This is a genomic window from Aquimarina sp. AU58 (assembly GCF_900312745.1).
Lineage (GTDB): Bacteria > Bacteroidota > Bacteroidia > Flavobacteriales > Flavobacteriaceae > Aquimarina > Aquimarina spinulae.
In genome coordinates this window covers 234,152-251,283 of record NZ_OMPD01000007.1, presented here as the reverse complement: position 1 = coordinate 251,283, position 17,132 = coordinate 234,152, and the positions used below count along the sequence as shown (strand labels likewise).

14 protein-coding genes are annotated in these 17,132 nt (G+C 32.0%); 8 read left to right on the top strand and 6 right to left on the bottom strand.

Features of this window, described 5'->3' with window-relative positions; all coding sequences use genetic code 11:
- The first annotated feature begins 99 nt into the window (after nt 1–99).
- Nucleotides 100–966 carry an N-acetylglucosamine kinase gene (locus DK441_RS03545; protein ID WP_074409279.1) on the top strand — a complete coding sequence of 289 codons (867 nt, stop codon included), beginning with the start codon at nt 100–102 and terminating at the stop codon, nt 964–966.
- Between the two features lie 8 nt (nt 967–974).
- Here the strand turns inward: DK441_RS03545 and DK441_RS03540 are convergent, their stop codons facing one another.
- Entirely contained in the window at nt 975–1,568 is a 594-nt protein-coding gene (locus tag DK441_RS03540; protein ID WP_109097507.1) for a DUF4202 domain-containing protein, read from the bottom strand.
- A 268-nt stretch (nt 1,569–1,836) separates the two neighbouring features.
- Between DK441_RS03540 and DK441_RS03535 the strand changes: the two genes are divergently transcribed.
- The gene (locus DK441_RS03535; RefSeq protein ID WP_025664110.1) at nt 1,837–2,025 is read left to right on the top strand and encodes a hypothetical protein; all 189 of its coding nucleotides are present in this window, start codon (nt 1,837–1,839) and stop codon (nt 2,023–2,025) included.
- Between the two features lie 6 nt (nt 2,026–2,031).
- On the opposite strand, the gene DK441_RS03530 is transcribed toward DK441_RS03535, so the two are convergent.
- The 4 genes from DK441_RS03530 to DK441_RS03515 all read right to left on the bottom strand — a co-directional run bounded on the left by DK441_RS03530 (nt 2,032) and on the right by DK441_RS03515 (nt 7,274).
- Entirely contained in the window at nt 2,032–3,486 is a 1,455-nt protein-coding gene (locus DK441_RS03530) for a S41 family peptidase (protein ID WP_109097506.1), read from the bottom strand.
- 190 nt (nt 3,487–3,676) lie between these two features.
- Nucleotides 3,677–4,981 carry a carboxypeptidase-like regulatory domain-containing protein gene (locus DK441_RS03525; protein WP_109097505.1) on the bottom strand — a complete coding sequence of 435 codons (1,305 nt, stop codon included), beginning with the start codon at nt 4,979–4,981 and terminating at the stop codon, nt 3,677–3,679.
- Between the two features lie 139 nt (nt 4,982–5,120).
- Nucleotides 5,121–6,527: an ATP-binding protein gene (locus DK441_RS03520; RefSeq protein WP_109097504.1), complete on the bottom strand. Its 1,407-nt coding sequence runs from the start codon at nt 6,525–6,527 to the stop codon at nt 5,121–5,123.
- Nucleotides 6,528–6,740: 213 nt separating this feature from the next.
- Nucleotides 6,741–7,274 carry a hypothetical protein gene (locus DK441_RS03515; protein WP_074409274.1) on the bottom strand — a complete coding sequence of 178 codons (534 nt, stop codon included), beginning with the start codon at nt 7,272–7,274 and terminating at the stop codon, nt 6,741–6,743.
- A gap of 353 nt (nt 7,275–7,627) precedes the next feature.
- Here DK441_RS03515 and DK441_RS03510 point away from each other — a divergent pair, with 353 nt between their 5' ends.
- From DK441_RS03510 to DK441_RS03495, 4 genes are all read left to right on the top strand, one after another.
- Nucleotides 7,628–9,937: a hypothetical protein gene (locus tag DK441_RS03510; protein WP_109097502.1), complete on the top strand. Its 2,310-nt coding sequence runs from the start codon at nt 7,628–7,630 to the stop codon at nt 9,935–9,937.
- A gap of 46 nt (nt 9,938–9,983) precedes the next feature.
- Nucleotides 9,984–10,436, top strand: a complete 453-nt coding sequence (locus DK441_RS03505; protein ID WP_025664116.1) for an antitoxin Xre-like helix-turn-helix domain-containing protein — start codon at nt 9,984–9,986, stop codon at nt 10,434–10,436.
- Nucleotides 10,436–10,891, top strand: coding sequence for an RES family NAD+ phosphorylase (locus tag DK441_RS03500; RefSeq protein ID WP_109097501.1), 456 nt, complete (start codon nt 10,436–10,438; stop codon nt 10,889–10,891). The genes DK441_RS03505 and DK441_RS03500 overlap by 1 nt, the downstream gene beginning before the upstream one ends.
- Nucleotides 10,892–11,056: 165 nt before the next feature.
- Nucleotides 11,057–13,126 carry a M13 family metallopeptidase gene (locus DK441_RS03495; protein ID WP_082994971.1) on the top strand — a complete coding sequence of 690 codons (2,070 nt, stop codon included), beginning with the start codon at nt 11,057–11,059 and terminating at the stop codon, nt 13,124–13,126.
- A 52-nt stretch (nt 13,127–13,178) separates the two neighbouring features.
- Here DK441_RS03495 and DK441_RS03490 read toward each other — a convergent pair whose 3' ends face one another.
- On the bottom strand, nt 13,179–13,832 hold the full coding sequence (locus DK441_RS03490; protein WP_024770387.1) for a hypothetical protein: 654 nt from the start codon (nt 13,830–13,832) through the stop codon (nt 13,179–13,181).
- A 113-nt stretch (nt 13,833–13,945) separates the two neighbouring features.
- Here DK441_RS03490 and DK441_RS03485 point away from each other — a divergent pair, with 113 nt between their 5' ends.
- Both DK441_RS03485 and DK441_RS03480 read left to right on the top strand, forming a co-directional pair.
- The gene (locus tag DK441_RS03485) at nt 13,946–15,280 is read left to right on the top strand and encodes an aspartate kinase (RefSeq protein ID WP_109097653.1); all 1,335 of its coding nucleotides are present in this window, start codon (nt 13,946–13,948) and stop codon (nt 15,278–15,280) included.
- 230 nt (nt 15,281–15,510) lie between these two features.
- Nucleotides 15,511–17,049, top strand: a complete 1,539-nt coding sequence (locus DK441_RS03480; RefSeq protein WP_109097500.1) for a YifB family Mg chelatase-like AAA ATPase — start codon at nt 15,511–15,513, stop codon at nt 17,047–17,049.
- The last annotated feature ends 83 nt before the right edge of the window (nt 17,050–17,132 follow it).

Here is a 17,132-nt window from a genome sequence, read left to right as displayed (position 1 = left end):
TAATAGTTTTCGATTACGCTCGAGATGATAGCCTATTAAATTCAAAAGAATAAATGTTAGTATTTATTCTATTTGCTAACCACATAACAAATTTTTTAAATGATTTTATTAGCTGATGGCGGTTCTACTAAATGCGATTGGATTCTTCTGGATGATGTAGGAGAAATCGTTTTTAAAACCCGTACAGAAGGATTAAATCCTGCTGTATTCGAAAAATCTCTCTTAGAAGAAAGAGTTAGAAAAAACGACAAACTTTCTTCCTATCAAGATAAAATTGATACTGTTCATTTTTATGGAGCAGGATGCGGTACAAAAAAACCAGCAGTAATGTTGAAAAAAGTCTTTGAGGACTTTTTTGTTGGTGCAGAAGTTATCGTTAAAGAAGATATGGTTGCAGCAGTATACGCCGCTACCACAGAGCCAGGGATTATATGTATTCTAGGAACAGGATCTAATAGTTGTTACTTTGATGGCGAAGATATTCATATGTCTGTAGATTCTCTGGGATATATTCTTATGGATGAAGCTAGTGGAAATCACTTTGGAAAAAAACTAATACGAGATTATTACTATAAAAGAATGCCTCCCGAAATAGCATCAGAATTTGAAAAACGTTTTGACCTTTCTTCAGATTCAATTAAAGAAAACTTATACAAAAGAGAAAACCCTAATACATATTTGGCTTCTTTTGCAGAATTTATTTTTACCAGTGAGCGTAACGGCTATTTTTATAAAATTATTACCGAAGGTATTCAGGAGTTTATAGAGACCAGAGTCCTGTGTTTTCCAGAATCACAACATGTACCTATACACTTTATTGGTTCGATAGCTCATTTTAGTGAAGATATTATAAGAGCAGCAGTATGGCCATATCACCTAAAGGTTGGTAATATCGTAAGAAGACCTATTGATGGAATTATTGATTACTATCGCAATGAAGTCATTAAAAAAAAAGCTAAACTTTAATATATAGGTCAAGAATCTTTACTCAATGCTTGTTTAATTAAGTCTAAAGCTTTTTCTGAATAGGAAAGTTGTAGTGCAGATTCGTGGCCTTTTTCAGACATTTTACGCCAGGTTTTTTGAAGGATATCAATTATTTTTTGATCGGTATGTTTAGCCAGAAAATCTTCATAGTAAAAATTAAGAAAAACGAGACAGATCACATCTTCTAAAGTCTGTGTATCCTTATCCTTTTTTAATTTTTTCTTTTGAATCAAAAAAGATACCCGGTTAATCGTTTCTGTATCGTAACCAACCTCTTCGAGAATATTTGAGGCTTTTAATGCATGAAACCGTTTTAGCTCTTCTCTCCATTTTAGATAACCAATACGATCCATTGCATAATTTTTACGAGGGATTTCCCACCTGCAAATATGTTGTGATCTAGCAGCAAGTTTAAGGGCTTCAGGGGCGTTTGGTTCAAAATCTTCAATAGTATCTGTCATTCGTTGCCCATAGATTAATTCTTTGGGAACAAATACATCATTTACTTTTTCCTTATTTGGGTCTTTTGCATTTGCTTTATCAATACTAATGTAGGCTTTTGCTAGTTTGTCTACTGACATATAGGATTACTTTTTTAGTGCAATAACAAATTTAAAGTATTTGTAGTAAGTAAATACCATTTAGAATTTTTAAAAATTGATAAACAATCAAGATTGTATTAGAATGTACAATAATATTTATGACTTAAGTGTAAGATGAAATTGTTAATACTTCTGTGTAAAAGTATTCTGCTATTTTATCTTTTTGAGCAGGTTTTAAACTTATTTTTACCTTCGAACTGTATGAGGTTGTACCATTATAAATATAGTTCGGAAAATAAATTATCGTATGACAGAATATGTACTTCTAACAGATGATCAAAGTTATTTTGTTGAATATCTTATCGGTGAACTGGTATTGTCTAACAGTATTAGTGAGGCGATGAAGTTTAACGATGAACACCTTGCATTAAGATTTAAGCAAATGCTGCATAATTCTTGCGAGTTAGTCACCAGTGTAAATACATATATTGGGTGATTTTACTTATCCCCGAATCAATTTTAGCACATAATCCAGGTCAGGATCTCTGCCAGAGATTAGATCATCAATAGAGAATATAGTTTGCCTGTCTGGGAGTACACCAGACCCTTTAGGAACTCTTTTGTCTATTATATAATGGTTGATTTTTTCCATATACATTACCATAATTATTTTAGAATTAGGAAATTCGTAATATACAGGAAACTCTCCATTAGAAAAGTGATATCCACCACCGGTTTCTTCTCCTACCAAAATAATGTTAGGGTCATTTTTAACATTTAATGCAAAGGCAGATCCGGCAGAAAAAGTTGCTCCCCCCGCGAGCACATATACATTTCCTCGAAATCTATCTTTATCAGGAACCATAAGAGCTTCCATATCATCAAAAATTAGTTTCCATCCATCATATATAGGATGGTTATAAAACTTATCTTTTAAAAAATGCTTTTCACTAAGATAGGTCTTGGTGACATGTTTTCGTTCGGGAACAGTAAGTGAAGCCACATATTCACTAGTTATTTGTTTAAATACACTGTTGGTGATGAATGAGAATAAATGTACTGCATTAGATCTAAAACCTCCATCATTTTGTCGAACATCAACGATAAGATTACTAATTTTCTTTTTATTAATTTCTTTAAAAATTTTTGTCAGATTAGATTTAAAAATTCTGAGATCCCCTCTAAATGAATTGACCACTACGACGGCCGTATTTAAGTCTTCTTTGTAATACACAAAAGGGCTTTTGTTATTGATAAATGTATCAAAGTAGTCAAAACTGTTTTCTTGGTTATGATATGAAGCAAAATAAGAATTACGCTTGGTGTTTCTAAGTCTTACGTTTACAAAAGATTCTGCTGGTAATATTTTATTTTTTTCTGTACCATCTGGTTCTGTATAGTCGATGCTAAATTTTTTCTCAATACCATATTCATATGCAAAGTATAACCCGAATTTCAATTCTATTTCTCTATATTTTCGAGTGAGATTATAGCCGTCACTTGGTACATATTTCTTTAGGTGTTGTAAAATTTTATAAGCTTTTCTTCCATTGATTCGATTAATTTTTGAGCCTATTGGGATATCAAAATCATTGGTATCAGTATAAAACTCTGTATTTATTAGTTTAAGAATCAGAGGGAAATAATATTGATCTGTTTTTATAGTATTGGGAGCAAAAAATGAAAGATGTCCATCTTTTATTCTATCTGTAACATTCAGCATGTTTTGATATAATTTTATATCAGAATCTGTTGTAGTTAGGGATTCTTTTGTGACTTCAAAAATATACTCCAAAGAATCTTGATCAATATATTCATATAAACTGGGGTGTCCTTTTTTAAGGATATTTTCAAAAATCCTAAAATCTTCTCTAACAGCAAGAGAATCCATACGTTTTTGTGCATAAACTACACAAGTGAGTATGCAAAAAAGTACAAAACACTGTATTTTTTTCATTAGATGATTTTAACGATATAACTTAATTGACTTCTTTAGATTGCTTATTGTTGCAATCTTTTTGTTTTCCCAGGTGTAAAAATAATAAAATTGTTGAGTGAATTTTATCTATTACTAGATTAATACCACGAGTTTAATAAAAAAAGAGTATGAAAAACATACTCTTTTTAGATTGCAAATTGTTCTGTTTTTAGTTTAATTTTCGCAGTTGTCTTTTTATTTTTTTGATTGCTGATTCTATAGATTTTTCGGGTTCTATAACATTATATTCACCCCAGAATACTGGATCAGAGAACCCCGACGCTTCATCGCTAATTACTACAGAAGATTTTAATTGATCTCTTACTTTAACGGTTTCATTATTGATATTTTTTTTCCAATCGGTTACCGCCATTTCTACATTTAATTTATAGACTGAATTAAATAATTTCTTCTTCCAGTTAATTTTTACGACAAGATCAATTCTTCCATAACCATAATACCATTTTCCATCTTTTTGACGATAATCAATTGTATAAGATGCCTGGGTAGGGTATACTTTTGCTTTTTTAGGTTTTTTTCTAACAAACATTTTACTAACCTCTTCTTTATTTTCCATATTAAGACTAAAGACAGCTTTGGTCATTGCTAATGTTTCTGCATCTATATACAATTTCCCATAATATAATGGTTCTTTTATGTATGGACGTTGTTTAAAATTTAATACATAAATATATTGATCATGGATTTTTGTAGACTTATCAAAACTAAAAACATAAAAATCAGTCATACTTTTAGTAAAAAGAATCTCAGGGTTTTTCATCACATCAATATAAAGTGTACTGGTAGGCCCTCCTTGTAATTTTAATGTTAATGTGTCTAATTTTTTATAGTTGGCACTTTTTCTAGCTTTAAAAAGTTTAATGATATCTGTTTTTGTCGATTCATAAGGGTTTTTATAGACATCTACCACAGCTTCTGAAAGCGATACATAGCTTCTGCGTTTTTTGATAGTTTCTCGATAAAAAGCAGTCATGATACTTTTTTCATTAAGATAATTACTCCCTTTTCTCTCTATTACTTCACGTATAAGTGCATTTGGATCCTTTGGATCAATATTAACTTCGGATAATTCGGTAATAGAGATATTGAGTTTTATTTTTAACTCTTTACCATTAAATTTGGATAACATAATTACTTTATCTATATATCCAAGATAAGAGACTGTTATTTTTCTATTAGCCATATCCTTAGGAACCTTTAACGAAAATTTTCCTTCATCATTTGTAACTGTAGAAATATTCGTTTCATTTACTTCAATAGATGCAGATATTAGAGGCCGATTGTTTTCACTATCGAGTATATATCCTTTGTACTCATTATAATTGGTGTTATCTTGACTACTATCCTGAAAATAAGTGAATGCTTGTATGTGAGCAGAATATGAGATAGTTAGCAAAATAAACAATAGAAAGGTGATATGTCTATTGTGAAAAAAAATACTTTTTTTGTTCATAGCTCGAGTTTTTTGGTTGTAATTTCTTTTTTAAAGAGCTTAATCCTATATTACAAGGTAAGAAATTTTACCGAAGAAATTTGATGTCAATACGTTAAAACAGTAGCTTTTGTTAAATTTTGGAATACTTCAAATACAATTAATGATACCTGTAATGATCTCCGAACCAGTTTTTGAGTTTAATATTCAAAATTTCTGTAGTAAAGGGCTTAGTAATATAATCATCCAGGCCTTTGGCAATAAAGCGCTCTGCATCACCGGGTAATGCATTAGAGGTTAATGCAATTACCGGGGGAACTTTTTTGTGGTTTTTACGAATTAGATTACAAGTTTCAACACCATTAAGTTCGGGTAGATTGATATCCATTAAAATAAGATCATAAGTATCTTCTTTAAACATGTCGACTGCCTGCCTTCCATTTTTTGCTATATCTGCTGTACAACCAAGATATTTTAGAATTTGTTTAGATACCAGTATGTTGGTTTCAGAATCTTCTACTAGCAATACATGTAGATCATATTTATATTTTTTTACACGGGTAGGTGCTTTATTTTCTTTTATAGGTATTGATATATCGATAATATTTGTTTTAAAAGTAAACCAAAAATTACTCCCTTTTCCGAGTTCACTTTTTACACCAAGTTTGCCTTGCATTAGATCAACTAGTTTTTTGCATATAGAAAGCCCTAGTCCACTTCCTTGTCCCGAGAGAATTGATGCTTCATTAAATTGACTGAAACGACTAAAAAGTGCTTCCTGATCTTTTTTCCCAATACCAATACCAGAGTCGATCACTTCTACTTTGATGGTTAAATAATCATTTTTTTGAGATACTGCAGAAACCTGTATATGTATCTCTCCGCCATTAGTGAATTTTATGGCATTACCAATAAGGTTAGAAATAACCTGGGTTAAACGATTACCATCTGCCATTATGTTTTCGGGTAATTCTTCAGAATATTTAGGAACTAAATTAATTTCTTTGGCTGTTGCGGTGGCCAAAAAGAGATCTACATTTTGGTGGATTAATTTTTTAAAATTAATGGGAGTAGGGGATAAATTAAATTTCCCTTCTTCCATTTTTGATAGATCCAAAATTTGATTTAAGATTTCTAATAAATTATGAGAGGATTGATGAATTGTGGTCACATATTCTTTCTGAAGATTATTAAGTTCTGTAGTATTAAAAAGTAAATCAATCATACCTATAACTCCAACCATAGGAGTTCTGATTTCATGACTCATATTGGCAAGGAACTCTTGTTTAAATTTTGAGGCTTTTAAGGTTTGTTGATTTTTTTCTTTTAGTTTATCTAGGTTTCTACCTCCAAACATAGCAAATAGGCCTAGAAATAGAGGAGCAGTATCTATAATGTAATGAATAGGAAAATTGCTTTGTACATAAGCGATAGATTGCCATGAGAATTCGAGATCAAGCCTAGCTATATCAATACTTGTGGCGAGAATAGGAAATGCAAACCCAAAAGATATCCCATAAAAAGTATATCTAGCCGCTTCGGATTTGAACCATGATATTCGTGCCATAATTATTATTTTGGTTGAGCTCTTACGTTCTTTATTATCTAAAAAACTGGCAGTATTTAGGGAAGCTTAGGGAGAATACATGCTAAATATAGTTTTTTTTTGAAATATTAAGCAATGTTTTAAGGGTTTATATAACGGGAGATTAGAGTGTTTTTAAAAAAATCCACGACAGGGGATTGCCGTGGATTTTAAACCTTACTTTTAATGATTAAATCACATTTTGAAAATTATCTTTTTTAATTTGTATCCATCTATTTTAATTAAATAGGTCTTTGGGTCTATATAATTTTGAATATAATCATCTACTTCTCCTTTGTCTAGTAATCTTCCAGACATGTTGTATAGACTATATTTAAGTCCTTGAGGAACTTCTTTTATATGTTTAAAAGTTTTTTGATCTGTAGTTTGTTGACAGGTATCATCTGCCAAAAATCTATTGATAAAAGTAATTCTTCCTTGCTCTTCTCCTTCTAAGGTTACGGTAGCTGTATCATCAATGTCAATAATACCATTACCTGTTAAGTCACCTAGAATTATTAAACAAGCGTTTCTTACTTTAATACGTACTCCAGCTTCAAGATGTAAACTTTCTGTAATGAAAATAACACCTTCTTCAGAATTTTCGTCCAAACCATCAACTACAGTGTTTTCTGTTACCGACATTAACTTATAAGAAATGTCAATTTTAGTATTTGCAAATGTTATGCTTGTTAATAACAAGGCTAATAAGGGTAGAAATTTTTTCATAAAGTTTGGTTTTGGGGTTGAACTTCAGTTTTGTAAGTAATAACTTACTTTAAATGATTTTTTATCGGTGTAAAACACAAAATCAACGACAATATACAATATTTTATGCGAAAAACGTAAATTTTTTGAGTTTAATATTGATTTTTATTTGTGATTAAGAGGTAAAAATCACGTACGCCCCTCTAATTACAGGTAGTTTAATAAAATCATTTTTTTAGTTTTTTTTAACAATTTTTAAAAGCAACCACCATATTTGTTTGGTTTTTAATGAATAATAAATTAAAATACTTTTAGATATGAGTATTCGTTTTATTCATTAGATTTATATTCTTAAAACCTAAATTATTTCAGAAATGGTAAAACTGTTGTTGTTTTTTCAACAATTTAGTATATGGTTTAAAATACTGTTAAGTGAGTTATCTAATAACCTAATTAGCCTCTTCCTTATTTTAGCTTTATATTTTGCTTTATGGCATTTTCCTCAGACTATAGATTTATTGCTAATTCTTAATCAAGCAGATGCCTTTTTGTTTGAAGTACCTTTGTATTTTTTCTTACTTATGGTTTCTGCATTTTTAATCTGGAATATACCAAAGTATTTCTACTATTATAATTATAAGGATATTTCGTTTTCTAACTTAATTGGCTTTGTTCCTAATCAACATTATAAATTTCAGGAGAGAAATAAATCGGTGAGATACCATTATTTGGTTAGGGTACATATGAGAAAAGTACTGCCTAGAATATTAGCGCTTTTACTACTAATTATTTCTGCTTTAAGTATCCTTAATGCAATGAAGCTTTTTGAACTTGATAATATCTATACTAATTTTTTAGAACCAACAGATACACTTATTTACTGTACCTTTTTTCTTTTTCTATTATCAGAACCTACTATATATGGTCATATGCAGGAATTTATTAATAAGATTCCCAAGACCAATGCTTTTATCGTTCTATTATCTGTAGGGTTAATCGTTTTTATTATATCGCTGGGTACTTTAAATACTCAGACAGAAAAAGATTTAGGAAATCTTTTTCTGTCTAATTGTGCACTGGCTTTGTTTTTCTTTACATTATCGTTTAATAGCTATCGATTTTTAAAAGAATTTCCCCAAAAACTCTTTTATGGGATTGTTCTCTTTTCGGGCTTTATTTTATTGTTTTCTTTTCTTGCACTTAATTTTGTTCCCGAATGGGCTAGTAGAATAAACCCTTTATCAATTTTAACATTATCATTATTAAGCTTATTCATGATAAGTTTTGTGTTAATTCTTTTGGGTAAAAAGCTAAAACTACCCTTGTTTTCTATAATTGTTGTTTTATGTTTATTTTCTTCCAGACTTTTTTCAGAGAGTTCTGATCATTACCAGCTTACTATAAAACCTTCTGAAGTAAAGAGACCCGATATGGAGCAATATCTGTATCAATGGATAAAAGATAGAATTGATATCATAGAAAAGAGAGAAGGTAAGTTTCCTGCTCTTTTGGTTTCATCAGAAGGAGGAGGATCCAGAGCCGGACTTTGGTCTTTTTTAGTGCATAGTTATTTATATGAAAAGTCTAATGGAAGTTATTTTGAGGAAAATTTACTGTCCTTAACAGGAGCATCGGGAGGAAGTGTAGGTAATGCTATGTTTTTTGCAGAAGCGCAACTTGCAATGTATAATAACAAAAAGGCTAACTTTAAAACGAAGTCGACTGATGGATACCCGGCTTTGAAATATAAAGCAAGTGCAGTATACAAAGAAAATTATTTATCGGTTTCATTACTATCACTATTAGGTAGAGATCTGTTTAAGGAAACAACGAGTTTATTTCGTTTTAAAAATAGAGGGAAGTTGTTAGAAGAACAATGGAGTCATACATATAAAAAATACTTTTCTAAAGAGTTAGATAAAGATATCCTACAGAAAGAGTTTTTATCTTTTTATAACAATAGTACCAATAAATTAGAAGAGAAGAGAACCGCACCACTTCTACTTATTAATACCACACATACACAAACAGGAAACTATAATGTAATAAGTCCTGTTAAATATGCACATCTAAGACCACTTACGGGGATGAGAGATTTTATAGAAAATTTACAAAAAAGTTATCCAGATAGCTCTATAGGGCTATCAACTGCAATGCGTATAAATGCTGGGTTTCCTTATATAACCCCGGTAGGAGAAGTAAAAAAATCTTCTATTTCAGATAAACAATATTCTGATCAATATGCAGATGCAGGATATTATGATAATGTAGGTGGTATAGTATCCAAAGGTGTTGAAGAAGTTTTTAGAAATGTATTACGAGATTCTTTCCCAGAGTTACAGGATAAGATCAATATCAAGCATATTATTATTGCTAATAGTGAGGAGCGTAAAATCATAAAAACACAAACACAATATAAAGCTCCTTTAACAACTTTGCAGAATGTTAGATATGGGCATACTCAGGAAATTATCAAAAAACTGGGGAGTAAGTATATCATAAAATTACAGCCAACCATGATACCGCTTTCTTTCTCAGAACCAGAAAATAAGGAAGAAGAAGTTCTTATGATTAAACCAGTTTTACCACTAGGCCGATACCTGTCGACTGTTGCAGTTAGGTCTATGGAAGCACGATTAAATGAGGTAAAACCACAATTAGATGCAATTTTAACAGTAAACTAAGACAGTTGTCGTTTTTTTTTGTATTTTTGTCGTAAATTATATAGCTATGAGTGCAGTATCTCCATTAGATTTTGATAGTTTCGAAAATAAAGGTTTATTACGATACCTAAATATAGATATCCCTTTACGTAATATGTATGATTTTATTGAACTATCAAGAAATGGGATAGATAAAAAAGCATTGCTACATCTTGCTAAGACTATTGGTTTCGATCTTAAAGAGCTGGCACATATACTTCATATGTCTGAACGCACTATTCAGCGTTATGATTTAAATAAAAAATTAGGAACAGAAGCTAGTGCTAGAGTATTACAGTTGGCTAAACTTTATGCAAAAGGAGAAAATATTTTTGGAGACCTTTCTCGTTTTAAAGATTGGATGGGGCATCCAAGTGTGGCATTAGCTATGAAAAAACCAAAAGAGTTATTAGATACTACATTTGGTTTTCAGTTACTTAATGAAGAATTAGTTAGAATAGAACATGGAATTTTTGCCTAATGCGAGTATATCGAATAGCTAAACAAAAATATATAAAAGACCTTACCGGAATTGGAGCAAAAACAGTAGGAGGAAGATGGAATCCTAAAGGAGTCGCTGTTTTGTATACTAGTACTACAGCAGCACTTTCTGCTCTCGAAGTGCTGGCTCATTTACCAGCTGCATATTTTCCAGATGATATGTCGATTGCTACTATAGAAGTTCCTGATCCATTAATTACTACAATAGACATAGAAAAGATACCAGATAATTGGAATCAAATTCCTGTACCTATCGAGATTCAAAACTTTGTGATGCCGTGGATCGCAGAAGAACAATATCTAGGGCTTAAAGTCCCTAGCATTATAATTCCGAAAGAAAAAAACCTTCTGGTAAACCCAATGCATCCTAAATTTGATAAAGTAAAACTTCTTGATGTCGAACCGTTTTGTTTTGATACCAGGTTGTTAAAATAAAATCTTTTGGGGAAATCTTATTTTTTCGTTAAAACTCTATCCAAAATTCATCAACATATTTCATTTTGTATAAATTACCAACTTAATATGCGTAACGAATTTACGGTTCAAACGTCATACCTACTAAATAACTAATCTTAATTTAATAACAGAATGAGTATAAAAATGAAAAATGTTTACTTTTTGGCTGCATTTATTTTTGCTTTCGTGAGTTGTAAAAACGAAACAAAAAAAAGCGATAGCGAAAGCGAAGTAGTGGCTGAAGTAGAAAAGATTCCCGGCATAGTGCTGGAAAACATGGACACCAGTATAAGTCCTAAAGATGATTTCTATAGTTATGTTAATGGAAGTTGGATGAAGAATACTGAAATACCCGAAGACAGAACACGATGGGGAGGCTTTGGAGTTTTAAGAAAGAAAACAGATGATGATGTACTTAAGATTATGGAAGAAGCAAAATCCAGTGGTAAATATGCCGCAGGAACTGATCAGCACAAAGCTCTGGTTATCTTCGAATCCATAATGGATACAATAGCAAGAAATAAAGCAGGTATAACCCCATTACAGCCAACACTAGATAAAATAGCTGCGATAAAGAATATCCAGGATTTACAATCTGTATTAGCAACAGAAACAGCTGCTTCTGCACCGTTTTTAGGATTTACTTCTTTTCCAGATTTAAATAATAGTGATATAAATGCTCCATATGTAGCTACTGGTGGTTTAGGATTACCAGATCGTGATTACTATTTGGACCAGGATGAAAAGTCTAAAGAAATTAGAGGACAATATGTAGATCATATTACGAGAATGCTTCAGTTTATTGGGGATACAGAAGATCAGGCACATAAAGCAGCAGAAAAGATTTTGGATATCGAAACCAAATTAGCTGAACCTAGATTAGATAAAGTTCAAAGTCGTGATGCTCGTAACTTTAATAATCCAAGAAGTATGGCTCAACTTTCAGAAATGACTCCAGCAGTAGATTGGAATAAATTATTGAAAGATCTTGGTGTTAAACAACAACTGGATACAGTTATGGTTTTGCAACCAAAATATATGAAAGCCTTGCAAGGAGTGCTTACAGGAACAGATATTGAAGATCTTAAAACCGTAATGCGTTGGTCTACTTTAAATAGTGCAACAGGATCTCTTTCTACAGAAATAGAAAAAGCAAACTGGGATTTTTATAGCAAAACACTTAGAGGTGCAAAAAAACAAAGACCACTTGATGAACGTGCATTAGGTGCAGTAAATGGCTCTGTAGGAGAAGCTATTGGGCAATTATATGTTGATGCTAAATTTCCACCCGAAGCAAAAGCTAAGGCAGAGAAAATGATTGCGAATGTAATCAAAGCATACCAAAAAAGAATTGAAGTATTAGAATGGATGAGTGATAGCACAAAAGCTAAAGCTATAGAAAAATTAGATAAGTTTACTGTTAAGATTGGGTATCCAAATAAATGGGAAGATTATTCTACACTTGATGTAAAGGAAGGGAATTCTAATTTTGAAAATACAATGGCGGTATCAAAATGGCAATTCGAAAAGACAATTGCCGATATAGGAGAGCCAGTAGATAAAACAAAATGGGGGATGTCTCCTCAAACGGTGAACGCATACTTCAATCCTTTATTTAATGAAATTGTGTTCCCGGCAGCTATACTTCAGCCACCATTCTATAATTATACAGCAGACGAAGCCGTTAATTACGGAGGTATCGGAGCCGTTATTGGTCATGAAATATCACATGCTTTTGATGATTCTGGAGCTCGTTTTGATGCAGAAGGAAATCTTAAAAACTGGTGGACAGAAGATGATCTTAAAGCTTTTACTGAAAGAGGAGATGCTTTAGCAGAACAATATAGTGCTATTGAAGTGTTAGATAGTGTATTTGTAAATGGTAAATTTACACTAGGAGAGAATATAGGAGATTTAGGAGGTGTATTAGGAGCTTATGATGGATTACAGATGTATTTTGCAGAAAATGGAAGACCAGAAGATATTGATGGATTTACTGCAGAACAGCGTTTCTTTATGTCTTGGGCTACCGTATGGAGAACAAAGATTCGTGAAGATGCTTTAAGAACTCAAATTAAGACAGATCCGCATTCACCTGGTACAACACGTGCTATCCAACCTTTATTAAATGTTAAAGCCTTTTATGAAGCTTTTGATATAAAAGAAGGTGACAAAATGTATTTGGCACCAGAAAAACGAGTACATATTTGGTAAAAATATAATATGTAATGTGCTAAAACCCTGCTATTGAGCAGGGTTTTTTTGTTTAAAAGGATTGGTCTTCTTTAACTTCATTCATTAATAAAAATGCTTTATTAACATATTCCTTTTCTAAAAATAAGGTGAAGTAGTTTGAGGTAGAAATAACTTCAAAAACAGGAATGCCTTCATAAGCCAATAGTTTAAAAATATAAAAATACAAACCAATTACTTTAGAATTGTCTTCGGGTAGTGCTATAGAAATAGAAGATAAGTCATCTGCAACAGAGATGCATACTTCGTTTTTAAAATGTTTCTCAACAGTAGATTTAAGTGACGAAGACACTAATATATTACTTTCTTGAAAATTACTGGAGTATGTAAAATAAGCCTTTGTTTCGTTTTTTACACTTTCCAAAAGATTACTCTGGCTGGTTAAAATACTATTAGAGTTTAAAAATGTATACTCAGTAATCCCAGATCGTACCATAATATCACCAAGATTCCTTAAATTATCGATATGTTTTATTTTTCTTGGATGATAACGTCTTAATGCCATCACAATAGAACCAGGTTTAACTGGCTTTTTCATGATTTTTTCCACTTTAGGTAATAGATCGACAGCCAACGAACTGAAATTAATAATGTCCCTTGATAGTGCGTCCTCTAGAAAAGGCTGATGCCTTAAAATATTGTGTACACAATCTGTAATTGTTTTCATTGTTACATATTTAACATTCTGTGCAAATTTATGCTTTTTCTTTTAAAATATTTATTATTTGTGAGTTATTAATTAACTATGCATTGTTAAAAACAAATGAAAAAGCAAGATTGATGAAAATTTTAAAGTTTGGAGGAACTTCTGTAGGATCTGTTGAAAACCTTAATAAGGTTAAGGAAATTTTGATCTCTGATCAAGAAAATAAAATTGTAGTTTGTTCTGCAATGTCGGGTGTTACGGATCAGTTAATTCGGCTGGTAGAAAATGTGAAATTTAATGATGTTGATGCCATTACAAGAAATTTACATCGATTAGAAAGTAAACACAGTGATGTTATTGATGAATTGATCAGGGACCAGGAAACAAGAAATGTGCTTAAAGACGGTTTGTCTGCAATGATCACAGAAATGTTCGAGATTTCTAGTCAGGAGTATTCAGAAGTTGTCAATTCTAAGCTTATTACCTTTGGAGAAGCGCTTTTGACATATATATTTTCTGGATTCTTAAATGCCCAGGGCATATCTAATGTTTTACTAGATGCAAAAGAGTTTATGTATGTGGGGTCTGTTGAAAATCCAGACATTAGCAGGGTTGGTGAAAAATTAAATAAAGTAATAGAAAGTAATCCTCATACATCCTTATATATAACTCAAGGGTTTGTATGTAGAAACGAGGTAGAGCAAATTAGTCATTTAAAAAGAGGAGGTAGTGATTATACTGCTACAATTATTGGTGCAGCATTAAATGCTTCAGAAGTACAAATATGGACCGATATCGATGGGTTGCATAATAACGATCCAAGATATGTAGAAGAAACACACCCGATCTCTCATCTTACGTATAATGAAGCGGCAGAATTAGCATATTTTGGCGCCAAAATACTTCATCCTCAAACCGTTTCTCCGGTTGTAGGTAAAGATATACCTGTACTTCTTAAAAATACATTTGATCCAGAAGCACCGGGAACCGTAATTTCTAATAAAACATATCAAAAAGGATTGAAAGCAATTTCTGCAAAAGATGGAATTACAGCGATTAAGATCAAGTCGAATCGAATGTTGATGGCTCATGGGTATCTAAGAAGAATTTTTGAAGTTTTTGATAACTATCATACTTCAATTGATATGATCACCACTTCAGAGATTGCAATATCGTTAACAATTGATAATACAAGCAATCTGGATGAAATCGTAAAAGAAATAGAAACCTATGCAGAAATAACTGTAGAGCAAGATCATAGTATCATATGTATTGTAGGAGAATCTGTTATCAATGATAAGAATTCATATAAGCTTTTCGAAATATTAAATTTCATACCGGTACGTATGGTATCTTATGGAGGAAGCAATAACAATATATCTATTTTGGTAGATACCAAAGACAAAATACCAACACTAAAGTTTTTAAATGATAAGCTGTTTCAAACTAAGTTAGAAGCAGTTGTATGATTGTTTGTTATGTAATTTTTACATAAAATAAGTAGGGCATAAGCTTGAGATATTATATCATACGTAATATATCTTTATAAGGCGAGGGCCCTACTTTTCAATTCTTATCTTTTAATATCTAAACAAGGAAGACCATAAAATACGTATCTAAAGTATTTTGAATACAAAATCTCAGTTTCATTTTTTAAAACTCATCGTACGTATGTTTGCATGTATGTAAAACATAACACATGCTTACAAAAGTTTTTGGAAGTGCTGTTTTTGGAGTTGAGGCAACATCCATTACGGTCGAGGTGAATATCGATAAAGGAATAGGGTATCACCTTGTAGGGTTACCAGACAATGCGATACGAGAAAGTAGTTATCGTATAGCTGCCGCTTTGCAAAACAATGGGTACAAATTACCAGGAAAGAAAATAACCATTAATATGGCTCCTGCAGACTTAAGAAAAGAAGGATCTGCATATGATCTTACCCTGGCTTTAGGAATTCTTGCGGCAAGTTCACAAATTAAGGGAGATGCAATTTCAGAATATTTGATTATGGGAGAACTATCTCTCGATGGGAGTTTACAACCTATTAAAGGAGCACTGCCTATTGCTATCAAAGCGCGCGAAGAAGGGTTTAAAGGATTTATACTTCCAAAACAAAATGCTAAAGAAGCAGCGATTGTGGATCACTTAGAAGTATACGGAGTAGAAAATATTAGAGAAGTAATTGACTATTTTGATGAAAAAGGAGAACTTGAGCAAACTATTGTAGATACCAGAGAAGAATTTTATATGGCACTGGATAATCCAGAGTTTGACTTTGCAGATGTAAAAGGGCAGGAAAGTATAAAACGATGCATGGAGATCGCTGCTGCGGGAGGACATAATATTATACTGGTAGGCCCGCCGGGAAGTGGTAAAACGATGCTAAGTAAAAGGTTACCTAGCATTTTACCACCAATGTCATTACAAGAAGCGCTAGAAACAACCAAGATACATAGCGTAGTAGGGCGTATTAAAGATAATGTAGGATTAATGGCACAACGACCGTTTCGTAGTCCGCATCATACTATATCTAATGTAGCATTAGTAGGTGGAGGCAGTTATCCTCAACCCGGAGAAATCTCACTATCTCATAATGGAGTATTGTTTTTAGATGAATTACCAGAATTTAAAAGAGAAGTACTAGAAGTTATGCGCCAGCCTCTCGAAGATAGAGAAGTAACGATTTCGAGAGCAAAATTTACAGTAACCTATCCCTCAAGTTTTATGTTAGTTGCAAGTATGAACCCTAGTCCGGGAGGGTATTTTAATGATCCGAATGCTCCTGTAACCTCTTCTCCTGCAGAAATGCAACGCTACCTTAGTAAAATTTCGGGTCCGTTATTAGATAGAATAGATATTCATATAGAAGTAACCCCGGTACCTTTTGATAAGCTGAGTGAGGAAAGACGAGGAGAATCTAGTGTTGAAATAAGAAAACGAGTAATCGAAGCAAGAAATATCCAAACCAAAAGGTTCGCAGAATTACAAAATATTCATTACAATGCGCAGATGGGTGTAAAGCAAATCAGAGCATACTGCGTCTTAGATAGCGCTTCTAAAGAATTACTAAAAACTGCAATGGAACGATTAAACCTATCTGCCAGAGCATACGATCGTATTCTAAAAGTATCCCGAACTATTGCAGATCTCGAAAAATCAAAATCAATTTTGGGAGATCATATTTCTGAAGCAATACAATATAGAAGCCTGGATCGCGATGGATGGCTAGGATAATCATAACAAACAATAAGAAAATAAGTTTTATTTGTGTTAATTAAGATATGATTTTAGAAATATAAATGTACATTTCTTTAATT

What these genes read in the sequence shown, in the direction of transcription:
- DK441_RS03545 (WP_074409279.1), top strand. Translation starts at nt 100, where the DNA reads ATGATTTTATTAGCTGATGGCGGTTCTACTAAATGCGATTGGATTCTT.
- DK441_RS03540 (WP_109097507.1), bottom strand. Translation starts at nt 1,568, where the DNA reads ATGTCAGTAGACAAACTAGCAAAAGCCTACATTAGTATTGATAAAGCA.
- DK441_RS03535 (WP_025664110.1), top strand. Translation starts at nt 1,837, where the DNA reads ATGACAGAATATGTACTTCTAACAGATGATCAAAGTTATTTTGTTGAA.
- DK441_RS03530 (WP_109097506.1), bottom strand. Translation starts at nt 3,486, where the DNA reads ATGAAAAAAATACAGTGTTTTGTACTTTTTTGCATACTCACTTGTGTA.
- DK441_RS03525 (WP_109097505.1), bottom strand. Translation starts at nt 4,981, where the DNA reads ATGAACAAAAAAAGTATTTTTTTTCACAATAGACATATCACCTTTCTA.
- DK441_RS03520 (WP_109097504.1), bottom strand. Translation starts at nt 6,527, where the DNA reads ATGGCACGAATATCATGGTTCAAATCCGAAGCGGCTAGATATACTTTT.
- DK441_RS03515 (WP_074409274.1), bottom strand. Translation starts at nt 7,274, where the DNA reads ATGAAAAAATTTCTACCCTTATTAGCCTTGTTATTAACAAGCATAACA.
- DK441_RS03510 (WP_109097502.1), top strand. Translation starts at nt 7,628, where the DNA reads ATGGTAAAACTGTTGTTGTTTTTTCAACAATTTAGTATATGGTTTAAA.
- DK441_RS03505 (WP_025664116.1), top strand. Translation starts at nt 9,984, where the DNA reads ATGAGTGCAGTATCTCCATTAGATTTTGATAGTTTCGAAAATAAAGGT.
- DK441_RS03500 (WP_109097501.1), top strand. Translation starts at nt 10,436, where the DNA reads ATGCGAGTATATCGAATAGCTAAACAAAAATATATAAAAGACCTTACC.
- DK441_RS03495 (WP_082994971.1), top strand. Translation starts at nt 11,057, where the DNA reads ATGAAAAATGTTTACTTTTTGGCTGCATTTATTTTTGCTTTCGTGAGT.
- DK441_RS03490 (WP_024770387.1), bottom strand. Translation starts at nt 13,832, where the DNA reads ATGAAAACAATTACAGATTGTGTACACAATATTTTAAGGCATCAGCCT.
- DK441_RS03485 (WP_109097653.1), top strand. Translation starts at nt 13,946, where the DNA reads ATGAAAATTTTAAAGTTTGGAGGAACTTCTGTAGGATCTGTTGAAAAC.
- DK441_RS03480 (WP_109097500.1), top strand. Translation starts at nt 15,511, where the DNA reads ATGCTTACAAAAGTTTTTGGAAGTGCTGTTTTTGGAGTTGAGGCAACA.